The organism is Aeromicrobium sp. 9AM (assembly GCF_902506105.1).
GTDB lineage: Bacteria > Actinomycetota > Actinomycetes > Propionibacteriales > Nocardioidaceae > Aeromicrobium.
Window position 1 is genome coordinate 1,062,594 of the sequence record NZ_LR733303.1, and the last position, 22,322, is coordinate 1,084,915.

The 22,322-nt window shown below is 69.1% G+C and carries 22 protein-coding genes; 6 read left to right on the plus strand and 16 right to left on the minus strand.

Features of this window, described 5'->3' with window-relative positions; genetic code table 11:
- Position 1: 1 nt before the first annotated feature.
- A complete protein-coding gene (gene hemG, locus BOSE46_RS05355) occupies positions 2-1,330 on the plus strand; it encodes a protoporphyrinogen oxidase (RefSeq protein ID WP_159538973.1) in 1,329 nt (442 codons plus the stop codon).
- The gene (hemQ, locus tag BOSE46_RS05360; protein WP_159538975.1) at positions 1,327-2,037 is read left to right on the plus strand and encodes a hydrogen peroxide-dependent heme synthase; all 711 of its coding nucleotides are present in this window, start codon (positions 1,327-1,329) and stop codon (positions 2,035-2,037) included. Before hemG ends, hemQ begins: the two co-directional genes overlap by 4 nt.
- A 98-nt stretch (positions 2,038-2,135) precedes the next feature.
- Here the strand turns inward: hemQ and msrB are convergent, their stop codons facing one another.
- The 7 genes from msrB to BOSE46_RS05395 all read right to left on the minus strand — a co-directional run bounded on the left by msrB (position 2,136) and on the right by BOSE46_RS05395 (position 7,956).
- Entirely contained in the window at positions 2,136-2,543 is a 408-nt protein-coding gene (msrB, locus tag BOSE46_RS05365; RefSeq protein WP_159538977.1) for a peptide-methionine (R)-S-oxide reductase MsrB, read from the minus strand.
- Between the two features lie 55 nt (positions 2,544-2,598).
- Complete coding sequence (locus BOSE46_RS05370) at positions 2,599-3,090, minus strand: hypothetical protein (protein WP_159538979.1); 492 nt, start codon at positions 3,088-3,090, stop codon at positions 2,599-2,601.
- Between the two features lie 36 nt (positions 3,091-3,126).
- On the minus strand, positions 3,127-3,798 hold the full coding sequence (locus BOSE46_RS05375) for a response regulator transcription factor (protein WP_159538981.1): 672 nt from the start codon (positions 3,796-3,798) through the stop codon (positions 3,127-3,129).
- Positions 3,795-5,060 carry a sensor histidine kinase gene (locus tag BOSE46_RS05380; protein ID WP_159538983.1) on the minus strand — a complete coding sequence of 422 codons (1,266 nt, stop codon included), beginning with the start codon at positions 5,058-5,060 and terminating at the stop codon, positions 3,795-3,797. Before BOSE46_RS05380 ends, BOSE46_RS05375 begins: the two co-directional genes overlap by 4 nt.
- Positions 5,061-5,186: 126 nt before the next feature.
- A complete protein-coding gene (locus BOSE46_RS05385; protein ID WP_159538985.1) occupies positions 5,187-6,164 on the minus strand; it encodes a D-alanine--D-alanine ligase in 978 nt (325 codons plus the stop codon).
- On the minus strand, positions 6,161-7,327 hold the full coding sequence (alr, locus tag BOSE46_RS05390; protein WP_159538987.1) for an alanine racemase: 1,167 nt from the start codon (positions 7,325-7,327) through the stop codon (positions 6,161-6,163). Before alr ends, BOSE46_RS05385 begins: the two co-directional genes overlap by 4 nt.
- Entirely contained in the window at positions 7,324-7,956 is a 633-nt protein-coding gene (locus BOSE46_RS05395; RefSeq protein ID WP_159538989.1) for a M15 family metallopeptidase, read from the minus strand. Before BOSE46_RS05395 ends, alr begins: the two co-directional genes overlap by 4 nt.
- Before the next feature lie 121 nt (positions 7,957-8,077).
- Between BOSE46_RS05395 and BOSE46_RS05400 the strand changes: the two genes are divergently transcribed.
- Positions 8,078-8,917: a PPK2 family polyphosphate kinase gene (locus BOSE46_RS05400; RefSeq protein ID WP_159538991.1), complete on the plus strand. Its 840-nt coding sequence runs from the start codon at positions 8,078-8,080 to the stop codon at positions 8,915-8,917.
- Here BOSE46_RS05400 and BOSE46_RS05405 read toward each other — a convergent pair.
- From BOSE46_RS05405 to BOSE46_RS05425, 5 genes are all read right to left on the minus strand, one after another.
- Positions 8,903-9,973 (minus strand): acyltransferase family protein, encoded by a 1,071-nt coding sequence (locus tag BOSE46_RS05405; RefSeq protein ID WP_159538993.1) that lies wholly within the window; start codon positions 9,971-9,973, stop codon positions 8,903-8,905. The two genes, BOSE46_RS05400 and BOSE46_RS05405, sit on opposite strands and share 15 nt — an antisense overlap.
- A gap of 95 nt (positions 9,974-10,068) precedes the next feature.
- A complete protein-coding gene (locus tag BOSE46_RS05410; RefSeq protein ID WP_159538996.1) occupies positions 10,069-10,827 on the minus strand; it encodes a sirohydrochlorin chelatase in 759 nt (252 codons plus the stop codon).
- Between the two features lie 208 nt (positions 10,828-11,035).
- Positions 11,036-12,721: a nitrite/sulfite reductase gene (locus tag BOSE46_RS05415; protein ID WP_159538998.1), complete on the minus strand. Its 1,686-nt coding sequence runs from the start codon at positions 12,719-12,721 to the stop codon at positions 11,036-11,038.
- A 312-nt stretch (positions 12,722-13,033) separates the two neighbouring features.
- The gene (locus tag BOSE46_RS05420; RefSeq protein WP_159539000.1) at positions 13,034-13,657 is read right to left on the minus strand and encodes a hypothetical protein; all 624 of its coding nucleotides are present in this window, start codon (positions 13,655-13,657) and stop codon (positions 13,034-13,036) included.
- On the minus strand, positions 13,658-15,307 hold the full coding sequence (locus tag BOSE46_RS05425; RefSeq protein WP_159539002.1) for an acyl-CoA dehydrogenase family protein: 1,650 nt from the start codon (positions 15,305-15,307) through the stop codon (positions 13,658-13,660).
- A gap of 17 nt (positions 15,308-15,324) precedes the next feature.
- Between BOSE46_RS05425 and BOSE46_RS05430 the strand changes: the two genes are divergently transcribed.
- The gene (locus BOSE46_RS05430) at positions 15,325-16,236 is read left to right on the plus strand and encodes a YihY/virulence factor BrkB family protein (RefSeq protein WP_159539004.1); all 912 of its coding nucleotides are present in this window, start codon (positions 15,325-15,327) and stop codon (positions 16,234-16,236) included.
- Here the strand turns inward: BOSE46_RS05430 and BOSE46_RS05435 are convergent.
- The 4 genes from BOSE46_RS05435 to BOSE46_RS05450 form a co-directional block, all read right to left on the minus strand.
- Positions 16,233-17,546, minus strand: a complete 1,314-nt coding sequence (locus BOSE46_RS05435; protein WP_159539006.1) for an HNH endonuclease signature motif containing protein — start codon at positions 17,544-17,546, stop codon at positions 16,233-16,235. The two genes, BOSE46_RS05430 and BOSE46_RS05435, sit on opposite strands and share 4 nt — an antisense overlap.
- Before the next feature lie 205 nt (positions 17,547-17,751).
- Positions 17,752-18,219 carry a YdcF family protein gene (locus BOSE46_RS05440; RefSeq protein WP_201299530.1) on the minus strand — a complete coding sequence of 156 codons (468 nt, stop codon included), beginning with the start codon at positions 18,217-18,219 and terminating at the stop codon, positions 17,752-17,754.
- 161 nt (positions 18,220-18,380) lie between these two features.
- Positions 18,381-19,238, minus strand: a complete 858-nt coding sequence (locus tag BOSE46_RS05445; RefSeq protein WP_159539010.1) for a hypothetical protein — start codon at positions 19,236-19,238, stop codon at positions 18,381-18,383.
- Positions 19,239-19,292: 54 nt separating this feature from the next.
- Positions 19,293-20,285, minus strand: a complete 993-nt coding sequence (locus BOSE46_RS05450; protein WP_159539012.1) for a LacI family DNA-binding transcriptional regulator — start codon at positions 20,283-20,285, stop codon at positions 19,293-19,295.
- Between the two features lie 180 nt (positions 20,286-20,465).
- Here BOSE46_RS05450 and BOSE46_RS05455 point away from each other — a divergent pair, with 180 nt between their 5' ends.
- On the plus strand, positions 20,466-21,389 hold the full coding sequence (locus tag BOSE46_RS05455) for a carbohydrate ABC transporter permease (protein ID WP_159539014.1): 924 nt from the start codon (positions 20,466-20,468) through the stop codon (positions 21,387-21,389).
- Between the two features lies 1 nt (position 21,390).
- Complete coding sequence (locus BOSE46_RS05460; protein ID WP_159539016.1) at positions 21,391-22,290, plus strand: carbohydrate ABC transporter permease; 900 nt, start codon at positions 21,391-21,393, stop codon at positions 22,288-22,290.
- Positions 22,291-22,322: the final 32 nt, after the last annotated feature.

The following is a 22,322-nucleotide window of genomic DNA, read 5'->3' on the forward strand; positions in this document are numbered from 1 at the left end:
CATGCGCGTAGCGGTCGTCGGCGGTGGCATGTCCGGCCTCGCCGCCGCGTACGAGCTGGCCACCGGCGGTGCCGACGTCATCGTGCTGGAGGGCTCGGACCGCCTCGGCGGCAAGCTCAAGCTCGGCTCGGCCGGCGACCTGACGCTCGACCTGGGCGCCGAGTCGATGCTGGCCCGCCGGCCCGAGGCGCTCGACCTGGTGCACGCCGTCGGCCTCGACGCCCATGTCGTCAACCCCCACACGATCACCGCGTCGATCTGGACGCACGGGTCGCTGCGTCCGATGCCGCCGACGGTCATGGGCATACCGGCCGACGTGGCGGCGCTGTCGGCTTCCGGCATCGCGACGGTCGACCCGCACGTCGTGCCGGTGCCCGACGAGGACGTCTCGGTCGCCTCGTTCGTGACCGAGCGCCTGGGCCGGGACGTGCTGGACCGCCTCGTCGAGCCGCTGCTCGGTGGGGTGTACGCCGGGCACACCGACTCGCTCTCGCTGCGCGCGACGACGCCGCAGATCGCCGCGCTGGGCCCCGACCTTCTTGCGGGCGCGGCGGCCGCCCGGGCGACTGCCAACGCGACCGGCCCGGTGTTCGCCGGCCTGGTCGGGGGAGTGGGCCAGCTGCCCGCGGCCGTCGCTGCGACCGACGGCATCGACGTACGCCTCGAGTCGACGGTGCGAGCCATCACGCGTACATCCGACGGCTGGCGGCTGTCGGTCGGGCCGACCACCGACGTCGAGCACCTCGACGTCGACGCCGTCGTCGTGGCAGCGCCGGCACCGGCCGCCGCGCGGCTGATCGCCGAGGACGCACCTGACGCGGCGTTCGCGCTGGCCGCGATCGAGTACGCCAGCATGGCGATCGTCACGTACGTCTTCGACGAGCCGCCCGCGTTCGACGGGTCAGGCTTCCTCGTGCCGCCGGTCGACCACACGTTCATCAAGGCAGCGACGGTCTCGTCCAACAAGTGGCAGTGGGTCGCCGACAGCGGTCGCACCGTCATCCGCGCCTCGGTCGGCAGGGCCGGTGAGGCCACGCTGCTGCAGCACGACGACGGCGACATCGCAGCTCGCGCGCTGGCCGACCTGCGCGCGGCGTTCGGTGGCCTGCCCGAGCCGATCGACCAGGTCGTGCAGCGGTGGGGCGGCGGGCTGCCGCAGTACGACGTCGGACACCTCGATCGCGTCGCGACTGTTGAGCGCTCGGTCGCGACGGTGCCCGGGCTCGAGGTCTGCGGCGCGGCCTACAACGGCGTCGGCATCCCTGCGGTCATCGCCTCGGGTCGGGCGGCTGCGCGACGCATCCTCGACGCTGGGACAATGGGTTCATGAGCGAGCGGGTGGAGAACAAGGGCAAGCTGGCCAAGGAGATCAACGACACGATCCGCTACACGATGTGGTCGGTCTTCCGCCTCGAGCGCGTGCTCGGCGACGCACCCCGCGCCGCGATCGCGGCGGAGGTCGACGAGCTGATCGCCAAGCTCGCCGCCGACGACGTCGTGGTGCGCGGGACGTACGACCTGAGCGGCCTGAGGGCCGACGCCGACCTCATGGTCTGGTGGCACGCGCCGACGAGCGATGCGCTCCAGGCCGCCTACAACGCCTTCCGCCGCACCGAGCTCGGCTCGCACCTCGCGCCGGTCTGGTCACAGCTCGCGCTGCATCGTCCAGCTGAGTTCAACCGCTCGCACATCCCGGCGTTCATGGCCGAGGAGGAGACGCACCCCTACGTCTGTGTCTACCCTTTCGTCCGGTCGTACGAGTGGTACCTCCTGCCGGACGAGGAGCGCCGCGACATGCTGCGCGAGCACGGCATGCAGGCCCGCGACTATCCAGACGTACGCGCCAACACCGTCGCGTCGTTCGCGCTCGGCGACTACGAGTGGATCCTCGCGTTCGAGGCCGACGAGCTGCACCGCATCGTCGACCTGATGCGCGAGCTCCGCGCGAGCCGGGCCCGGCGCCACGTACGCGAGGAAGTCCCGTTCTACACCGGCCGCGCTCACACGGTCACCGAGCTCACCGAGCTCTGGCCGTGAGTGGCGTTGGCGAGTTCGCTCACCTGGTTTCGTCATCGGGCGGCTTCGCCGCGATCGCTCAACCTGCCTGAACGCTCCGGCCGCAGGCGGCCTCCGGTTCAGGCATCAGGGGCGAGCTGAAGGGCCACGCCGTTGATGCAGAAGCGCTGATCCGTGGGTGTCGGGAAGCCTTCGCCCTCGAACACGTGCCCGAGGTGCGAGCCGCAGCGCGAGCAGCGGACCTCGGTGCGTACGCCGCCGAAGAGCGAGCGGTCCTCGATGTACTGGACGCGATCCTCGGCGAGCGGCGCATAGAACGCGGGCCAGCCGCAGTGCGCGTCGAACTTGGTCTCGCTGCGGAACAGCTCAGCCCCGCAGGCGCGACACGCGTAGACCCCGATCGTCGGATCGGTCTCGTACGACGAGCTGAACGGCCGCTCGGTGCCCTGCTTGCGCAGCACCTGGTACTCCTCGGGGCTGAGCTCGGCCTTCCACTCTTCCTCGGTCTTCTCCACGTCGTACGTCATGTGTCCAGCGTACGCGCGGGTGTGGGGCTGAGCCGTGACGAAGCGGTGACGTAGGTCAGCGCTGCGCGTCGAAGGGCACGTGCTCGAGCAGGTGGACGCTGGGGACCTCGAGCTTGCGCTGCGCCCGTGCGGTCCAGTCGATCCGGAGGAACTCCTGCACGACGTGCGGCTCGGTGAGGATGATGGCCTCGGACGAGCCGGTGTCCTTGACGAGCTGGACGAGCGCGTCGATCGGGTCGTCCTCGGTGAGCAGCGCGGTGACCTGCTGGCCACGTTCGCTGAGGAGGCCGGCGCTGGCGTCGAGCTCGGACTGCCCGGCCTTGACGATCTCCTCCTGCACGTCCTCGACGGCGTCCGGCTCGCCGATCGGCACGATCTGGCCCGAGCCGAGTGCGCTCATGGACGAGGTCAGGATCGCGTTGGAGTTCTCGACCGGCAGCAGCAGGTGGTAGCGGACGGTGTCCTCGAGCCCTTCGTGCAGCGCGATGATCTGGTCGGCGTCGAGGGCGTTGAGCTGGCGTTCGATGAGGAGGGCAACGTCATACATGGGGATCATCCTACGGGCGGGTGCATCGCCTGCACGTCAGCCTCTGCCGACCAGTCCGTGCTCGTGCGCGAACACCACGATCTGCACGCGATCGCGCAGGTTGAGCTTGCGCAGGATCGCGCCGACGTGGGTCTTGACGGTCGACTCGCTGGTGAAGGACTCCTGGGCGACCTCCGCGTTGCTGAGGCCGCGAGCCACGGCGCTGAGGACGTCGCGTTCCTTCTGCGTGAGCTGCTCGAAGCCCGCGGGGACCGGTCGCCGAGTGCGGAACGTGCCCTCGAGCAGGGACGTCAGGTCGTCGGGCGCGAGGACCGCGTTGCCGGCGTGCACCGTGCGAATGGCGTCGCGCAGCATGACCGGCGTCGCGTCCTTGAGCAGGAAGCCGCTCGCACCGTGACGGATCGCCGTCGCCGCACGGTCGTCGAGGTTGAACGTCGTGAGCACGACGACGCGCACGGGGGAGCTTCGTCGTGCGACGCGGTCGGGGGAGAAGATCAGGCGCGTCGCCTCGACCCCGTCGAGCTCGGGCATCCGTATGTCCATCAGCACGACATCAGGCTCCAGCTCGTCGACCAGCCGCACCCCCTCACGCCCATCGGCCGCCTCGCCGACGACTGCCATCCCGGGCTGTGCGTCGACGATCACCGACACGCCGGCGCGGAACAGCTCTTGGTCGTCGACCAGGACGACCCGGATGTCGTCGCTCATGCGTCGACCGTCGCCGTGCGGAAGGGCACCCACGCCGTCGTGGTGAACGTCGTGCCGTGCTCGTCGTCGTGCCGGCGGCGTACGTCGAGGTGCCCGCCCACGGACTCGACCCGTTGGCGCATGCCGTCGATGCCGATGCCTGGCGTCGTGTCCGGGACGGCACCTTCGATCGGCCAGTCGGGCTCGTCGGACACGTCGACCAGGTTGCGCACCTCGATCCGCAGGTCTCCCTCCCAGTGGCGCTCGACCCACACGGGCTCGGCTCGACGCCCGTGCTTGAGCGCGTTGGTCAGCATCTCCTGCAGGACGCGGTACGCGACGACCTCGAGCTCAGGCGGCAGGGGTCGCGGTTCGCCGATGACCGATGAGCGCAGGTCGTTGCCGGCGATCCGCAGGCTGTCGACCAGGCTGTCGAGACTCGCCGTGGCGGTGCCGACTGCGTCCTCACCCGCGAGCACGGTGCGTACGTCCTGCAGTGACCGTCGCGCCGAGACCGCGACGTTCTCCAGCGTCTGCCGGATGCGATCGATGTCGTCGTCCGAGAGGAACTGGGCCGACTCGGCCTGGGCCAGGATCACGGCCAGGGAGTGCCCGACGACGTCGTGCACGTCGTGCGCGAGCCGGGCCTGCTCAGCACGGAGGTCGGCGATCTCCTGCGCCTGCGCCCGGCCAGCCTCGGCCTCCTCGCGCAGTGACTCGGCGACGTCGCGATCGGCTCGGGACACCTCGGTCTGCGCCCGGCTGCGGACCAGCAGGCCCAGCAGCCACGGGACGGCGAGCACACCGAGCCCGAAGACCGCCATCGTGGCGGGCCCGACCGAACCATCGGCGTAGATCGTCCTCACCGGGTTGTAGAGCCGCATCAGGAACCCGGATCCCACCTCGTGCACGACGACGACGGCCGCCAGGGTGCCGACCGGGATGGACAGGCCACTGAGCCAGACCACGAGCGGGCTGCCGTAGCGTGCCGTGCCGAAGGCGACGATGCCCACGGCCAGCTCGACGATCATCAGGTGCGTCCCCGAGAGCACCTGCACCAGGCAGGTCAGCCAGACGATGACCAGGGCGGCGCCCGGGATCCGGCGCGACAGGCCGGCGGCGACGCCGAAGCCGAGGATCAAAATCAACGAGTCGCGGGTGAACTCGTCGAGGAACTGGAATCCCGAGCTCTGCTCGGCCAGTCCGACGAAAGCGACGGCACCTCCGAGCGTGGCGTCCGGCCACCACTCGCGGCGGGCCTCCGGGGTCGCGAAACCAGACATGGACATCGTCATGGTGTTCCAGTGCGTCGCCGTGCGATGGGAATGCCTCCGAGCGGGTGATCCAGCAGGTGCTCACACCATGAAATCACGGTGAGCCACCCGGCCGTTGCAGCGATGAGCACGGAATCATCGACGCCGGGACGTGCCGAGCGCCGCCTGGACCAGCTCGGCGAGCAGATCGGCGTACGGGAGACCGATCGCGGCGAACATCCGCGGGACCTGCGACTCAGCGGTCAGGCCCGGCATCGTGTTGACCTCGTTGAGCACAAGGCCCTCGGCGGTGACGAAGAAGTCGAACCGGGCGACCCCGGCGCAGCCGAGAGCATCGAACAGCGCCAGTGCGGCATCGACGAGGCCCTTGTGCTCGGCCTCCTCGAGATCGGCCGGCAGCCGGAAGTCGGCGCTGCCGTCGTACTTCGTGGCCAGGTCGAACACGGAGTCGGGTGCCACGATGATCTCCAATGCCGGACCGACGAGCCGGCTGCCGTCGGCGCGCTCGAGGACGGCGATGTCGACCTCGCGGCCCACGACCAGCTCCTCGACGAGCACCCGGTCGTCCAGCGCGAGCGCCGCGTCGATGGCCGGGTCGAGCTCGGCTGCCTCGTGCACCAGGGTCACGCCGTGGCTCGATCCGGCGGCGACCGGTTTGACCACGACAGGGGAGTGGTGGCCGATGTTGCGGGCGTCGCGCGCCGTCAGCAGGACACCGCGGGCCGTACCGATCCCGAGCGCGTCGGCGACGAGCTTGGTGGCCCACTTGTCCATCGCGATGGCACCCCCGCGTACGCCACTGCCGGCGTACGGGACGCCGGCAAGCTCGCAGAGCGCGGCCAGGGTGCCGTCCTCGCCACGCGGTCCGTGCACGATCGGCAGCACCACGTCGCAGCCTGCGATGCGTACGAGAGCCGCCGCCAGGCTCTCGGCCGCAGAGCTGCCGAGCGGGCCCGAGGCATCGGACCAGACGCCGTCCTGGCCGATCGTGAGGGACCTGACGTCGTGCAGCCCTGGGTCCAGCGCCGAGGCGACGGAGGCGGCCGACGCCAATGACACGGCGTGCTCGCAGTTCGCTCCGCCGCCGATGACAGCCACCACGAGGCGCTTCACGGCAGGCTCCTGAGGTGCGGCGCCGCGGGGATCACCGAGCGGGTCAGGCGTGAGCCGAGCCCCGTCACGATCTCGTGCGGCAAGGTGCCGGACCAGGTGGCCCAGTCGGCCATCGTGGGCTCGCCTCGCTCTCCGGGCCCCAGGATCGTCACGAGCTCACCGGCCCCGACGCGTACGCCGGTGACGTCGACGACCATCTGGTCCATCGAGATCAGGCCGACGACGGGGCGGCGCCGGCCGCGCACCAGCACCTCCGCCTGCCCGGACGCGGCCCGTGGCATGCCATCGGCGTATCCGACCGGCAGCAGCGCGAGGGTTGCGGCGCCGTCGGTCACGTACGTGTGTCCGTATCCCACGGGCGTGCCGGCAGGTACCCGGCGGACGTTCACCACCGGAGCCGTGAGCGTCATGGCCCCCCGCAGGGCGGTCGTGCCGCTGGGATCGATGCCCACGAGCCCGGCGCCGACGCGGCACAGCTGGTGGTGGCTCCGTGGGTCGGTGAGGGTCGCCGCGGTCGCCGCGAGGTGCCGGGTGGCCGGGCGCAGCCCACTGGCGCGAGCGATGCGGCTGAACCGTGCGAACGCCCGCCGTCCTGCGACGTTCGCGGGGTCGGCCGGGTCGTCGGCCGAGCTGAGGTGTCCCATCAGACCGACGACGCGTACGTGTCCGCGGTGCTGCGCCTCCCGCGCGAGGACGCAGAGTCGCAACCAGTCGGCCGGCGCCGCGCCGTCGCGGGCCATGCCGGTGTCGGCGTGCAGATGGATCGCGGCGACCCGTCCCGTACGAGCGGCAGCACCGGCGATCGCCGCGAGATGGTCGGCAGTCGGCACGGCCAGGTCGATGTCACGGCGAATCGCCGCGGCGAAGTCAGCCTCCGGCGTGTTGAGCCAGCTCAGCACGGGGGCGACCAGGCCGGCATCGCGCAGGGCGGTTGCCTCCTGGATCGAGGTGACGCCGAGGGAGGTCGCGCCGTTCGCCAGCGCGGTGCGCGCCACGGCCTCGGCTCCGTGTCCGAACCCGTCGGCCTTGACGACCGCCATGAGCTCGCCGGTCGCCCGGTCGGCGAGCAGGCGGGTGTTCGTGGCGACCGCTTCGAGGTCGATCTCGAGCACGGGCCCGCTCTGCTGCCGCGGCAGTGCCTGGGTGGCGATGTCGGCGCTCATGCTGCGGCCGTCTCGGTCAGCGCTCCGTAGCGGGCATACGGGGCACGGGTCACGTACGCCCAGTAGCGGTCGCCGAAGCTCCAGTGCCACCACTCGGTGGGGTAGTTGACGAGGCCGACGGACTCCAGCGTGGCGACGAGCAGGGCCCGGTGCGCCTGTGCGAGGGCGTCGAGCCCGGGCGCTGCCGTGAAGCAGGCGCCGTCGCTCTCCTCGGGCGTGGCGTCCAGGGCCGAGCCCATCCACAGCTCGGCTCCGTCGGGGTCCACGAGGGTCAGGTCGACCGCTGCGCCAGCGACGTGAGGCGCGTTGTCCAGCGGCGCGACGTATCGGCTGACCAGCCGGCCGAGCTCGGCCTGCTCGAGGCCAGGCCGCTCCTCGCGGAGCCGGCGGGAGTACGCGCCGATGATCGCCTGCTGGGCGGAGGCGGTGCGAAACCCCTCCACGACCCGGAGGCCGATCCCGGCCGGAAGCAGGTCGTTCGCCGCCTCGAGACGGAGCGCCAGGCTTCGACGTGCCAGCCCGCCCGCGCCGACTGCTGTCGGCGCGAGGTCTCCCAGGCTGACCAGGGGATCGCCGTTGTCCCTGACCGGGATCGAGGCGACGCGCGAGTCGCCGATGAGAATCGTCATGACATCGACGCTACGAATCGCGGGCGCCCGCGGCCTCCACCTCAAGTACCGAACCGTCACCCGCTGGTATGGGATCCGGCGCCGGCAGGACGACCTGCGGAGTCCCGGGCATACTTCGGGGATGGCCAACCTCCTCAGCCCCGCGCTCACCGTGACCAGCCCGGTCGACCTCTCGGCGTACGACTCGCGCGCCACGACCGGGTTCGACGGCAAGAAGGCCGACGCCGAGAAGCAGCTGGCGGCGATGGGCGAGGAGCTCAGCGACCTGCAGGAGAAGCTCTTCGCAGGTGGGCGATCCGGTGCGAGCCCGACGCGTGTGCTGCTCGTGCTGCAGGGCATGGACACGTCCGGCAAGGGCGGCATCATCCGGCACGTCGCCGGCCTCGTCGACCCGCAGGGCCTCGCGATCACGTCGTTCAAGAAGCCGACGTCCGACGAGCTCGAGCACGACTTCCTCTGGCGGGTCGAGCGCAGGCTGCCCGAGGCCGGTCTGATCGGCGTCTTCGACCGCTCGCACTACGAGGACGTGCTGATCGGCCGGGTGCGGCAGCTGGCCACGCCGGAGGAGATCGAGCGGCGGTATGGCGCGATCAACGACTTCGAGAAGGCGTTCACGGACTCCGGCGGCATCCTGATCAAGTGCTTCCTGCACATCACGACGGACGACCAGAAGGAACGGCTCGTGGCGCGGCTCGACGATCCGACGAAGCACTGGAAGTACAACCCCGGTGACCTCGACGAGCGGATGCTGTGGGCCGACTACCAGCACGCGTACGCCGTGGCGCTCGAGCGCTGCTCGACGGATCACGCGCCGTGGCACGTGGTCCCCAGCGGCCGCAAGTGGTACCGCAACTGGGCTGTCGCGACGCTCCTGATCGAGCGTCTGCGGGACCTGGACCTCGACTGGCCCAAGGCGGATTTCGACGTCGAGGCCGAGAAGGCCCGCCTAGCCGCGATGTGACGCGACGAGCCTCCGGTCAGGGAACGGCTCGAACAACCGGCGAAGGCCGCACGCCCGCAAGCCGCGGTGCAGGCCGAGGCAGGCGCCGATCAGCAGGGCCGTGAGCAGGACGGGCTCGATCGCCGCCAGCACGGGCGTGCGCGGCTCGAGCACCGACAGCGGCCCGCGCAACAGGCGGTCGAGCACGGCCAGCAGCGGCAGGTGGATCACGTAGATCGGCAAGGTGCGCACGCCCAGGCGGCTCAGCAGGGCCGCGGGGCGCGGCAGGTGCCGGCTGAGCAGCACGGCTCCCGTGACCCCGAACCAGGTCGCGAGGATCGACACCGCCGGCCATACCCCGAACCACTGCTGCGCACCGAGCGCTGCCATCGCCGTGAGCGCCGACGCGTACGCCGCGGCACTCGTGACCAGGCGACGCCGATCAACCTTCACCACGTACGCCGTGACGGTCGGTCCCAGGCGCAGGCCGGCGAGGAAGAAGAACGCATTCTGGTAGACCTGCCCGCGGTTGCTCGGCACCGGCAGCAGGTGGGCTGCCGCGACTGCCGAGAGCAGGAATGCCGCTGTGAGCAGCCAGACGGTCGGCACCTTGGCGGTGACGCGCGCGACGAGGAAGTAGAGCGCGAGGGCGTAGAGGTACCAGAGGTTGGTCGGGGTGATCGTGAGCTGCTCGACCAGCTGCAGCGGGCCGCGGGCACGCGCGGTGTCGAAGCTGGGGGTGAACCACATGACCGCGGTGTGGATCAGCAGCCAGATGGCATACAGGGTCGCGAACTTGCCAATCCGGGTGCGGACCAAGGTCGGCCACGGGCGGTTGACGGCACCGATCGCGAAGAGGCCCGAGATGGTGAAGAACAGCGGCATGCGCAACGGCAGGAGCTGCTCGCCGAGCGAGCCCCATGCCGCGGAGAACGGCAGGGAGGTGTCCCAGTCGACGCGCTGGTAATGCTTCGTGACGACGTGCCAGAGCACCACGAGGACGATGCAGACACCCTTGGCCACGTCGGGCCAGGTCTCGCGATGTCGGGTGGGCTTCAGGGCGTCGCGATCCGGCATGCCACGAACGTACGAGCGAGGCGCCCGCCGGCGGATCAGCCGGAGGCGCCGGTCCCGTGACTGCAGGGACCGGCTGCCTCCGCCTCAGGTACTACTCAGGCGAACAGTGCCTCGAACGGGACCAGGTCGACCGCGCCAACGGCGTAGCGGGCCAGGATGACCCGGGCCACCTCGACGTCGACGCCCAGAGGCTCGGCCACGGCGACCGCGCCGGCCTCGTACGCCAGCTCGGCCACCCGGTCGGGCAGGACGCCCGGCGCGAGGAAGAGCTGGCCGACGGCGATGTGACGACGACCGTCAGCACGGTGCGTGCGTACGGCCTCGCCCGCGGCCGGCGGGACCGCCGACGCGAACGCGGCGATCGTCGGCAGCTTGTGGTGCGCGCCCCAGGCACGGGCTGCCCGGGAGATCGCGGCGTTGGCGATCGGGTCGGACGAGCCGGCACCGGCCAGGACGAGCGCGTCGAGCTCACGCACCCGGTTCTTGGACAGTGCCTCACGCAGCCGCTTGTCGAGCACGTGGAAGAACGCGTTCTCGATGCCGAGGACCTTGGTCGCCTCGATCTTGATGCCGTCGTGGCGCTTGAGCGCGGCCTTGATGACCTGCGGCACGTCGACGTTGGCGTGGAACGCCTCGGTCAGCAGCAGCGGGACGACCACGATCTCCTGGAAGCCCTCGGCCACCAGCTGGTCGACGACCCGGTCGAAGTCGGGATCGGCGAGATCGAGGAACGCAGGCTCCACCCGGAGGTCGGGACGCATGCATGCGACCAACTCCGTAAGGGCTGAGATCGTCTTGGCAGAACGCGGGTCGCGGCTGCCGTGCGCAAGAGCAATGAGTGCTGGTGCGGTCATGATGCATCCTCCTTCCGAGGTGGTGCTTGGGTTGATGTTGCGGGGGAATCGTGGGTGGTCAGGTTGCTGGGGGAGAGCTGGCCGATGAAGCCGAGGCGGAACGCCCTCAGACACGATCGGCACTCCCACTCGCCGTGCGTGTCGCCGTGGGGACGCAGGTCCTCGTCGGCGCAGTACGGGCAGTGGAAGGGAACGGCGCGCGCAGTCATCAGCGGAGCACCTCCTCGTCGGCGCGGGCCACCCAGCGGGCGAAGGACTCGGCGTCCTCCCGCTGCTCGAGGTAGGTCCGCGAGAGCTTCTCGATGTAGTCGGGCAGGTGGTCGCCGATGACCTTGTGCGCGCGGAGCTTGCGGCCGAAGCCGGCCTCGAGCCCGAGCGCGCCACCGAGGTGCACCTGGAATCCCTCGACCTGGTTGCCGTCCTCGTCCATCACGAGCATGCCCTTGAGGCCGATGTCGGCGGTCTGGATGCGGGCGCACGAGTTGGGGCAGCCGTTGACGTTGACCGTGATCGGCGTGTCGAGCTCGGGCACACGCTGCTCGAGCTCGCCGATGAGCTCCTTGGCGCGGTCCTTGGTGTTGACGATCGCGAGCTTGCAGTACTCGATGCCGGTGCAGGCCATCGTGTTGCGACGCCACTGTGAGGGACGGGCGTTGAGGCCGATCTCGGCGAGGGCGGCCACGAGCGACTCGACCTTGTCCTCGTCGACGTCGAGCACCAGCAGCTTCTGCATGGGTGTCGTGCGTACGCGGTCACTGCCGTGCGCCTCGACGATGTCGGCGACCTGGTGCAGCAGGGTGCCGGAGATCCGGCCGACGGTCGCGGCGGCGCCCACGAAGAACTTGCCGTCCTTTTGGCGGAACACGCCCACGTGGTCGGCGGGGGTCTCGGGAGCCTCAGGCTCGTCGAGATCGATCAGCGTACGTCCGAGGTACTCCGTCTCGAGCACCTCGCGGAACTTCTCGACGCCCCAGTCGGCGATCAGGAACTTCAGGCGTGCACGGGTGCGCAGCCGGCGGTAGCCGTAGTCGCGGAAGATGCTCGTGACGCCCTTCCACACCTCGGGCACCTCGTCGAGCGGGACCCAGACGCCGAGGCGCTGCGCCAGCATCGGGTTGGTCGACAACCCGCCGCCGACCCAGAGGTCGAAGCCCGGACCGTGCTCAGGGTGCACCGCACCGGCGAACGCGATGTCGTTGATCTGCGGCACGACGTCGTGTCCGGGGTGACCGCTGATCGCGGTCTTGAACTTGCGGGGGAGGTTCGAGAACTCCTTGTCGCCGATGAACTCGTTCTCGATCCGCTCGATCGCGGAGGTGCCGTCGATGATCTCGTCCTCGGAGACGCCGGCGACCGGGCTGCCGAGGATCACGCGGGGGCAGTCGCCGCATGCTTCCTGCGTCGACAGGCCGACAGCCTCGAGGCGGTTCCAGATCGTGGGGACGTCGCGGATGTCGATCCAGTGGTACTGGACGTTCTGCCGGTCGGTGAGGTCTGCGGAGTCACGGGCGTACTCGACCGACAGGTCGGCGACGGTGCGCAGCTGCTCGAGGTTGAGCTGGCCGCCGTCGATGCGTACGCGGAGCATGAAGTACTTGTCGTCGAGCTCTTCGGGCTCGAGCGTCGCGGTCTTGCCGCCGTCGATGCCGGGCTTGCGCTGCGTGTAGAGGCCCCACCAGCGGAACCGGCCGCGCATGTCGCCGGGATCGATCGACTCGAAGCCCCGGTGCGCGTAGATGTTCTCGATGCGGGCGCGGACGTTGAGCGGGTTGTCGTCCTTCTTGGACTGCTCGTTGGCGTTCAGCGGCTCGCGGTAGCCCAACGCCCACTGGCCCTCGCCGCGCTTGGGGCGCGGGCGACGGGCTGGTGTGTCGGTGCCGGGTGCTGAGGCCATGAACTTCCCTTGGAGGCAGGGCACACGGCGATCAGGACGATTGCGTCACGATGTTTGTCGCCGCACGCCTGGATGATCGAAATCAGTGCAGAGGTCGCGCGTGTATCAACGACACATCATGTTGCGGGCGCGACCGAGGTCGACGTGAAGTCGTCCCACGAGCCAGAGGGTCTGCGCACTAAGCATGGGAAACAGTCTGCGGGCGGTCTCATGCTCCCGACAAGCACTGGTCTTACTATGTGGGACGGGCATCCAGAGTATGAGATTGCGCGCGAGGTTCACGCGGGAAACCGCTGTCCTTTGTGGGCTGGGTCACTCGTGTGGCACGAGCACTGTGACGGCGTATGCTCCCGCGATCGACGCCGCAAGGGCACTGCCTGCGGCCACCAGCGCGACGTCCCACGGCACCAGGCCCGCGGTCGCGAGGCCGATCACGGCCGCCGGGTGGAAGACCGTGAGCAGCCCCAAGGGCAGGACCGCTCCGCTCACGACCGCCGGTATGCCCGCGAGTGCATCGGGGCCGCCACCGTCGACGCTCAGCGTCGTCCACGCACCGATCACGCCGACGATCGCCGCGCCCACGGCCGTCACCACGAGCCCGGGCTGGGTGAAGACCAACGTGTCGCCGAGCCGGTCGTCGAGTCCCAGGGCGGCGAGCCCGCCGAGCACGGCGCCGACGGTGTGGGCCGCCAGCGCCGGCAGGATCGTCGCCCAAGGACGGCGGCCGACGACGGCGAGCGTGAGCACGGCTGCCGGGTTGGCGAGGCCGAGCGTCGAGCGCTGCTCGCTCGAGTGCAGCTGGGCGTACCAGGTGAACAGGATCGCGACCGCAGCCACGGCGGCGACGGCGAGCGTCGCGTCGGCCGCCCTCAGTGCCAGCGCCGAGACAAGGGTGATCAGGGCGGACAGCAAGGCCGCCATGGACAGAAGGCGCATTCAGTTCTCCAGGTGAGGGGTGGCACGGGCGACGATGCCCGCGAGGTCGAGCCCGCGGGGCAGCGTGCCGAACGTACCTCCCCAGTCGCCTGCGAGGCGTGAGGCGCAGAACGCGTCGGCGACCGCAGGGTCGCCGTGCTTGAGGAGAACCGTGCCCTGCAGCGCCACGGCCATGCGGCCGGCGATGCGCCGGGCGCGCACCTCGACGTCGCTCAGGTCGGCGAGCTCGGTGAGGACCTCGTCGACGACGGCGTCGAGCCGCGCGTCCTCGCCGCGTACGGAGCCGACCTCGGTGATCCACGCGTCGAGGCTCTCCGGCTCACGACTCAAGGCACGCAGCACGTCGAGCGCGTTGACGTTGCCGCTGCCCTCCCAGATCGAGTTGAGCGGCGACTCGCGGAACAGCAGCGGCATGCCGGACTCCTCGACGTACCCGTTGCCGCCCAGGCACTCCAGTGCCTCGGCGACCATGAACGGGGTGCGCTTGCAGACCCAGAACTTCTCGAGCGCAAGGCCGATGCGCCGCAGCGCCTGCTCGTGCGGGTCGTTGAGGTGGTCGACCGCGCTGGCCAGTCGCAGCGCGACCAGGGTCGCGGCCTCGCTCTCGACCGCGAGGTCGGCGAGCACGTTGGTCATGGCGGGCTGGTCGGCGAGGGTCGCACCGAACGCTGCGCGCTGCGACGTGTGCCAGGCGGCTTCGGCCAGCGCCTTGCGCATGATGCCGGCCGACCCGAGGATGCAGTCCATCCGCGTCGCCGAGACCATCTCGATGATCGTGCGGATGCCGCGGCCCTCGTCGCCGAGGCGTACGGCGTGGGCGTCGTTGAATTCCAGCTCGCTGGAGGCGTTGGACCGGTTGCCGAGCTTGTCCTTGAGCCGCACGACCGAGAGCGCGTTGCGGCTGCCGTCGGGGCGCACGCGGGGCACCACGAAGCACGTCATGCCCTCGGGTGCTTGGGCCAGGACGAGGAAGACGTCGTTCATCGGCGCCGACGTGAACCACTTGTGGCCGGTGATGAGGTACTCGCCATGGGTCTCGGTTGGTGCGGCAACCGTGGTGTTGGTGCGCAGGTCCGAGCCGCCCTGCTTCTCGGTCATGCCCATGCCGGCGAGCAGGCCGGACTTCTGCTCGGGCGGCCGCAGTCCGAAGTCGTACGTCCTCGACGCCAGCCCGGTCGTCCACTGCTTGGCGAGGGCGTCGTCGGCGCGCAGTGCGGGCACGACGGCGTACGTCATCGTGATCGGGCACATGTGGCCCTGCTCGGTCTGTCCCCAGGCGAAGAAGCCTGCGGCCCGCTTGAGGTGGGCGACCGGGCTCTGCGAGACCCACGGCTCGGCGGTCAGGCCGAAGCCGACGCCCTGTGCCATCAGCCAGTGCCACGAGGGGTGGAACTCGATCTCGTCGATGCGGTTGCCGTAGCGGTCGGCCGTACGCAGGACCGGCTCGTTCTCGTTGGCCAGGTGCCAGTGCTCGCGCGCCTCCGCAGAGCCGGCCAGGGAGCCCAGCGGGGTCAGCGCCTCGACGATCTCCGCACGGTGGTCCCCGCCGAACGCGGCCACCCCATCCATCAGCGCGTGATCAGCGGTGGCGATGTTGTATCCGACCAGCGGGGTCGCCTGATTCGAAGGTGCACGCTGCAGGGGATCCATGTCGCTACGGTAGAGCCATGGTGGGCGAACCGGTAGACCGACCGGGTGTCCCCGAAGCGGGCAAGAAGCTGGTCGCCCGCACGGTCAGCAGCTGCTTTCGCTACCGCGTGACGGGCCTCGCTGCCGAGGCCGCGTTCTTCGCGATACTCTCGCTCCCGCCGCTGGTCTTCGGCCTCGCCGGCACGATCGGATTCATCGCCGAGCGCTTCGAGGTCGCCAAGGTCGAGGTGCTCAAGGACCGGGTCATCGACCTGGCCTCGCAGGCCCTGACGCCCGGAACGGTCAAGGAAGTCATCACCCCGACCCTGGACGACGTGCTCGGTGGCGGACGCATCGACGTCATCTCGATCGGGTTCGTCCTTGCCCTGTGGTCGGGTTCGCGGGCTCTCAACGTCTTCATCGACACGATCTCGATCATCTACGGCCTCGGTGGGCACCGGGGCATCGTCAAGACCCGCGCGCTGTCGTTCGTGCTCTACATCGTCGCCCTGATGGTCGGCATCGTCCTGGTGCCGCTCGTGCTGGCCGGCCCGCAGGTGGCGGCCGACAGCTTGTCGGATCGTTGGTCGTTCCTGCGGTACGTCTACTGGCCGGCCGTGCTGCTCCTGTCGGTCGGCTTCCTGACCACGCTCTATCACCTGGCCGTGCCGGTGCGTAAACGATGGCGCCACGGTCTGCCGGGCGCCGTGTTCACGCTGCTGCTGTGGATCTTCGGCAGCTACTTCGTACGTTGGGCGCTCGGCTTCTCGACCGGTGGCACCTCGATCTACGGCCCGCTGGCAGCGCCGATCGCCGTGCTCTTGTGGCTGTATGTCCTGTCGATCGCCGTCCTGATCGGAGCAGCGATCAACGCCGCCGTCGAGGAAGGCCTCGAGGAGATGGGGTGGTGGGGTCACCGCCGAGCCGCCCTGCCGCCCGAACCCGCCTAGGGCCGCCATCGGTGGTTTCGTTTCCAGACGGCTGTGCCGGGTGACCGGTATTCGGGGTGGCCGTCGAGGGGTGACATCCGGATCGCGGTGCTGGTGTCATGGATGGTGCGGTGGTGGAAGGGGCAGACCAGGACGCCGTCCTCGAGTCGGGTTTCTCCGCCGTCTGCCCACCTTGTGCGCCAGTGGTGGGCTTCGCACCATTCCGGTGGCCTGTCACATTCGGGGAAGGTGCAGCCACCGTCGCGATTCTCCAACGCCTGGCGTTGCGTCTTGGTGAAGACCCGTTGTTCGTGCCCGTGGTCCAGCGGGAGGGACTTGCCACCAAAGACCTGGGGAATGATGCCGAGCCGGCAGGCCATCTGCCGGGCCTGCCCGGCGGACAACCGGGTGCCAGTCGACAACGTGGCGGCCTTGATGCCGTCGACCAGCGTCTCGTGGTCGAGCCGGACGATCAACGTGGCGCCGAGTCCGCCCTTGCCGGGGAGCTGGTCGGCGGGCAGGTGGCCGCACAGCTCGGCGAATCCCATGCCGAGGCGGTGCCGGTGGGTCAGGTCGCGGTCGTAGTAGGACTCCGCGGCCGGTGAATCGTCGTGGAGGTGGTCGCGGCGGGGTGCGCTGATCGCCTCGATCGCGGTGCGCAGCATGTCGGCCTGGGCGTCAGGAAGAACGAATCCACCCCGGTGGGTGCCGTCACGGTTGTCCACCATCCAGAACTCGGCACGCCGCCACGCCTCGGACTCCTGACGCTCCAGACTCTGGTTCTCGATCGCGTCGACCTCAGGAGCGGGTTTTAACTGGTCCGTGATCCGCCTCGACCGGTTCCGCAGATCCTTCAACGAGAACCGCCCGGCGTCACCGATCAACGTGTCCTCACACGCCTGCTTCTGCTCCGGCGTCGTGTCATCAGGCAGGTCCGCCACAGCTCCCGCGATGATCGCCGCCTGCGACGGGCCGATCTCACCACGAGCCAACGCATCCTCAGTCCGCGAGGCACTCTGCAGCGCTTTGCCCATGTTGACCATCTGGTCACCAGCACGACGATCGCCACCGAACGCGCCCGCCAACATCGCGCCGGTTGACGACGCACCCCGCGACTTGGCCAGACCCGACGCGTCCAGCACCCGCGCAGCAGCGACCTGCTGCGCCTTGACCCGTGCCTCGACCCGCATCAGCCGCTCCACCAGCCCCTGCACCTCGACCGGCTCCAGACCAGCCCGCGCACTGAGCGGCATACGATCCAACGCGCTCTCGATCTGCTCGACCGCACCCACCAACGGGTGCGGGAGCGACACGACCGGAGCAACCGACACGACACACCTCAAGCCAACAGGGCGGTCGCACGCTTGGCCACGATCACAGTGCGGCACACCCAAGCTCGATGCACCACGGGCCGGTCTCAGTCGAATCCAGTCACGTCGAGAGATTGCTGCGAAGACTTCACCCTCGATCCCACCACCATACCGCCAAACCTCGACACTGTCGAACACCTGTTCGAATAGTGAGACGCCTCCCTGATCAGAGGTGTTGCTGCCTCACCCGGCGAAGGGTCCACAGCCCGTGAACTGCAAGCAGGGGTTTGAGCGGGAGCCATTCGCCGACCCGGTGGTCCCGCGCACGAGCCACTCGAGCCGCCAGGTCAGGACGCTGCCGCCGCAGGTAGATGCGAGCCTTCAGCGCGTGGGCAGGTTGGGAGGCGATCTTGATGCGATCGAAGTTCTCGATGAGCGTGAGCGAGTTCGCGACATTCTCCCAGGTGGAACGGCTTTGCGACTCGAGGATGATCCGACCGCCGAAACCTTGCGTGTGCGCGGCATAGTCGCCCATCAGCTCAGCTTCGGAATGTCGTCCACGAGTCGATCCGCCGCTGAAGATCATGAGCGTGTCACGGCGATCGTCCACGGACCGAAGCCCGATGCGGACCCGCCACCGGTTGATCAGGTTGATCCGCGATCCCGCGTTGCGGAAGCCGAGGACGACGATCACCTCAGAGCGTGCATCCGAGCAGTCCGCAGTGAGCACTCGTGACCACCGTCGGTCGAGCCACTCACTCCAGGCGAAGACTGCACTCGCGCCCGCCGTCCAGTACCAAGCCCGCCGCATGCGCCAACTCTAGGCGTGACGGCGGTGCGCGCTGACTCGGCGATTCAGAGCTTCTCGAGCGGGTTGATCGCGGCCCAGGCGATGACCGTCGGCACGATGATCCACACGAGCACCAGCAGGATCGAGGCGATCGTGGCGAACAGCTTCGCCCGGTCTCGCGGCGGATTGCCGGCGTCGCCGATGACCTCCCACAACGCCTTGAAGGACGCGTCGAGGGCGATCCGCGTACGGCTGCGAGCGATGCCGGCCGCGCGGAGGATGCACCAGAACATGCCCAGGCCGATGACGAAGAACGCCGCCGAGAACGTGTACTGCTCCCAGGCTTCGCCGGTGAGGCTGTTCTTGACCACCGACAGCAACCCCGAGATCGCCGCGCCACCGACGAGGAAGGCCGGCAGGGGAAGCGACGACTTGTTGAGGTCGTTCGTGATCGCGTCCACCTGGATGCGAGCGGTGGCCAGCAGCTGATAGTCGTCCGAGCCGACCGGGCTGTTGGCCTCCCGCAGGGCATACAGCTGGCGCAGGTCTCGGACGAGGCGCTTCTGGTGGCTGCGGACGATGGCCGTGATGAGCAGCTGGACGACCTTGTTGGCGATCGGCTTGATCAGTCGCGGCACCTTGAGGGCCGACGGCTGCCGAGCGCCGTTGCGGTCGAACACCTCGAGGGCGCGCATCGCCCGCCGATGGGCCTCGTCGAACCGGGCCGGATGCTTCAACGGCAGCCGGCTGCTCAGCTCCTTGAGCATCTGGTCCTCGATGACACCCGAGCTGCCGAAGTGCTCGAGCACGGCATTGGCCTCGGCCTCGTCGTGCTCGCGGAAGAGCCGTAGCGAGTCGAGCCGCGAGCTCAGCTCGTCGAGCAGCAGGCTCTCCTGCTCGTGGATCGGCTCGTCGATGGCCATAGTGCGAACGGTAGACCCAGAGCAGGTCCACTGTCCCCGATATGACCTGTCGTTTCAGTCCCGACGCGGGGGAGAGCCGGTGCTCGCGCGTACGACGAGCCGGGTGGGCACGAGCGTCACGCCGGGCTGGCTCGCGCCGTTGTCCACCTGGTCGAGCGCACCCTCCACACAGAGCCGGCCCACCTCGGCGAAGTCCTGGTGGATCGTGGTCAGCGGCGGCAGGTATGCCGCGGAGTCGGGCAGGTCGTCGAACCCGACCACCGACACGTCCTCGGGGACCCGCCGGCCACCCTCGTGCAGGGCGTTCATCAGCCCGAGGGCCATCTGGTCGTTGGCGACGAACACCGCGGTCACGGACTCCTCGGCCAAGAGCTCCTTGCCGGCGGCATACCCGCTCTCGGCGGACCAGTCGCCCCGCAGCACCCGGGGTACGTCCTTGCCTGCCGCGGTGAGCGTCTCGCGCCACGCGGCCAGGCGACGCTCGCTCGCGAACGACTCCTCAGGTCCGGCAACGTGCCACACGGTCTCGTGGCCGAGCGACAACAGGTGCTCCACCGCGAGCTGACCGCCCCTCGACTGGTCGGTGTCCACGACGGGATAGCGGTCGCCGGCGTTGGAGTCGACGACGACGACGGGTGCGCCGGGCGGCAGTCCCACGGTCGCGGCGTCGAGCAGGTGGATCTCCATGATGACGATCACCGCGTCGACCGCCAACTCCTCGAGCCGGCCGAAGGCGCCGATGACCGCCGCCTCGGTGGGCATGGCCACCGGGATCAACGTGATGCCGTAGCCGCGGGCCGTGGCCTCAGCGGCGATGCCCTCCAGCGTCTTGCTGTTTCCGACGTTGGCGAGTGAGAAGAGGATGACGCCGATCGTGCGGAAGCTGCCCCACTTGAGGGCCCGCGCCGCACTGTTGGGCCGGTAGCCCAGCTCCCGCATCGCGGCCTGCACGACCTCACGCGTCGCCGGTATGACACCGGGGTGTCCGTTGGACACACGGGACACCGTTTGCGACGAGACACCCGCCCGCTTGGCCACGTCCGCCATCGACACACGCCGTTGCCGGGGTGCGCCATTCGAGACGGGTTCTAATTCGCTCACAGGCCTTGACGTTCCTTTCCAGGGGTGTAACGTAACGCGCGTCACAACGATGTTTACGTAAACATAGGCGGTTTCCCGCTTGTTGTGAAGCGAATCGGCCACAAGGGCCACGAAAGGACCGCACTGATGGTTGCCACGGGATCGGTTGTCGCCCCGGCTCGCAAGGCTGCGTCGTCATCCAGTCACTACCGCCGGTCATGGGCCGGCTGGGGATTCCTGGCTCCGTTCGCGGTGATCTTCGCGCTCGTCTTCCTGGCGCCGATCGCGTACTCGATCTACCTGAGCGTCTACCAGGACAAGCTCATCGGCGGCAACAGCTTCGTGGGCTTCGACAACTACCAACAGGCGCTGACGGATCCGGTGTTCTGGGACTCGGTCCGCCGGGTCGGCCTGTTCCTGGTCGTCCAGGTCCCGATCATGCTGTTCCTCGCCCTGCTGGCGGCGCTGGCGATCGACGGCGGCCGCCTCTACGGTGCAGCACTGTTCCGCATCTCGATCTTCCTGCCGTACGCCGTGCCGGCCGTCGTCGCGACGCTGATGTGGGGCTTCATGTACGGCAACCAGTTCGGCCTGGTCGGCAGCATCAACGACACGTTCGGGATCTCGCTGCCGGACCCGCTCGGCCCCGGTCTGGTGCTCGCATCGATCGGCAACATCGTCACCTGGGAGTTCGTCGGCTACAACATGCTGATCTTCTACGCCGCGCTCCGGGTCATCCCGGTGTCGCTCTACGAGGCCGCCGCGATCGACGGCGCCAGCGAGTTCCGCATCATCCGCGCCATCAAGCTCCCGGCGATCAGGGGAGCGCTGGTGATCGCGACGATCTTCTCGATCATCGGCAGCTTCCAGCTCTTCAACGAGCCCAACATCCTGCACTACGTCGCCAAGAACGCCATCAACACGCAGTACACGCCCAACATGTACGCGTACTCGCTGTCGTTCTCGGGCCAGCAGTACAACTACTCCGCCACGATCGCGATCATCATGGGGCTGCTGACGATGGTCATCGCCTACACGGTCCAGCTCCGCGGCATGCGAAAGGCCCTCTGACATGGCTGTCACGACCCTCCGCCCCCAGCAGCGCCGGCACACGTCGCACTCGTTCGCGAAGCCACGCCGCAGCGTGCTCCTCACGGTCCTGACCGGGATCATCCTGGTCTACAGCCTGGTCCCGCTCGCCTGGCTGCTGATCAACTCGACCAAGTCGCAGGAGGACCTGCTGTCGTCGTTCGGGCTCTGGTTCGGCGACGGGTTCTCGTTCTTCAGCAACATCAAGGACACGTTCACGTACGACGACGGCATCTTCGTGCGGTGGTTCGCCAACACGCTGCTGTACGTCGTGGTGGGCGCCGGGGGAGCGACGGTGCTGGCCGTGATGGGCGGCTATGCCTTGGCCAAGTTCGACTTCCCGGGCAAGAAGGGCATCTTCGCCGTCGTCCTCGGCGCCGTCGCGGTGCCGGGCACGGCGCTGGCGGTCCCCACCTTCTTGATGTTCAGCAAGATGGGCATCACCGACACGCCGTGGGCCGTGATCATCCCGTCCCTCATCTCCCCGTTCGGGCTCTACCTGATGTGGACGTTCGCCACCGACGCGATCCCCAACGAGCTGATGGAAGCAGCCAAGATGGACGGCGCCTCCGAGTTCCGCACGTTCGTGCAGGTGTCGCTGCCGCTCCTGGCGCCCGGCATCGTCACGGTGCTGCTGTTCTCGATGGTCGCGACGTGGAACAACTACTTCCTGCCGCTGATCATGCTCAAGGACCCCGACTGGTACCCGCTGACTGTCGGGCTCAACTCCTGGAGCCAGCAGGCACTGACCGCGGGTGGAGACGTCATCTTCAACCTCGTCATCACCGGATCGCTCCTGACGATCGTGCCGCTCATCGCGGCGTTCCTGCTCCTGCAGCGCTACTGGCAGTCCGGGCTGTCGGCAGGCAGCGTCAAGGAATGACGCCGGCGCACCACCCCACAAGTTTCGAACCA

Bases quoted from the DNA above. Each gene is read 5' to 3' on its own strand.
- hemG (WP_159538973.1), top strand. From the start codon at position 2: ATGCGCGTAGCGGTCGTCGGCGGTGGCATGTCCGGCCTCGCCGCCGCG.
- hemQ (WP_159538975.1), top strand. From the start codon at position 1,327: ATGAGCGAGCGGGTGGAGAACAAGGGCAAGCTGGCCAAGGAGATCAAC.
- msrB (WP_159538977.1), bottom strand. From the start codon at position 2,543: ATGACGTACGACGTGGAGAAGACCGAGGAAGAGTGGAAGGCCGAGCTC.
- BOSE46_RS05370 (WP_159538979.1), bottom strand. From the start codon at position 3,090: ATGTATGACGTTGCCCTCCTCATCGAACGCCAGCTCAACGCCCTCGAC.
- BOSE46_RS05375 (WP_159538981.1), bottom strand. From the start codon at position 3,798: ATGAGCGACGACATCCGGGTCGTCCTGGTCGACGACCAAGAGCTGTTC.
- BOSE46_RS05380 (WP_159538983.1), bottom strand. From the start codon at position 5,060: ATGTCTGGTTTCGCGACCCCGGAGGCCCGCCGCGAGTGGTGGCCGGAC.
- alr (WP_159538987.1), bottom strand. From the start codon at position 7,327: ATGAGCGCCGACATCGCCACCCAGGCACTGCCGCGGCAGCAGAGCGGG.
- BOSE46_RS05395 (WP_159538989.1), bottom strand. From the start codon at position 7,956: ATGACGATTCTCATCGGCGACTCGCGCGTCGCCTCGATCCCGGTCAGG.
- BOSE46_RS05400 (WP_159538991.1), top strand. From the start codon at position 8,078: ATGGCCAACCTCCTCAGCCCCGCGCTCACCGTGACCAGCCCGGTCGAC.
- BOSE46_RS05405 (WP_159538993.1), bottom strand. From the start codon at position 9,973: ATGCCGGATCGCGACGCCCTGAAGCCCACCCGACATCGCGAGACCTGG.
- BOSE46_RS05410 (WP_159538996.1), bottom strand. From the start codon at position 10,827: ATGACCGCACCAGCACTCATTGCTCTTGCGCACGGCAGCCGCGACCCG.
- BOSE46_RS05415 (WP_159538998.1), bottom strand. From the start codon at position 12,721: ATGGCCTCAGCACCCGGCACCGACACACCAGCCCGTCGCCCGCGCCCC.
- BOSE46_RS05420 (WP_159539000.1), bottom strand. From the start codon at position 13,657: ATGCGCCTTCTGTCCATGGCGGCCTTGCTGTCCGCCCTGATCACCCTT.
- BOSE46_RS05425 (WP_159539002.1), bottom strand. From the start codon at position 15,307: ATGGATCCCCTGCAGCGTGCACCTTCGAATCAGGCGACCCCGCTGGTC.
- BOSE46_RS05430 (WP_159539004.1), top strand. From the start codon at position 15,325: ATGGTGGGCGAACCGGTAGACCGACCGGGTGTCCCCGAAGCGGGCAAG.
- BOSE46_RS05445 (WP_159539010.1), bottom strand. From the start codon at position 19,238: ATGGCCATCGACGAGCCGATCCACGAGCAGGAGAGCCTGCTGCTCGAC.
- BOSE46_RS05450 (WP_159539012.1), bottom strand. From the start codon at position 20,285: ATGGCGGACGTGGCCAAGCGGGCGGGTGTCTCGTCGCAAACGGTGTCC.
- BOSE46_RS05455 (WP_159539014.1), top strand. From the start codon at position 20,466: ATGGTTGCCACGGGATCGGTTGTCGCCCCGGCTCGCAAGGCTGCGTCG.
- BOSE46_RS05460 (WP_159539016.1), top strand. From the start codon at position 21,391: ATGGCTGTCACGACCCTCCGCCCCCAGCAGCGCCGGCACACGTCGCAC.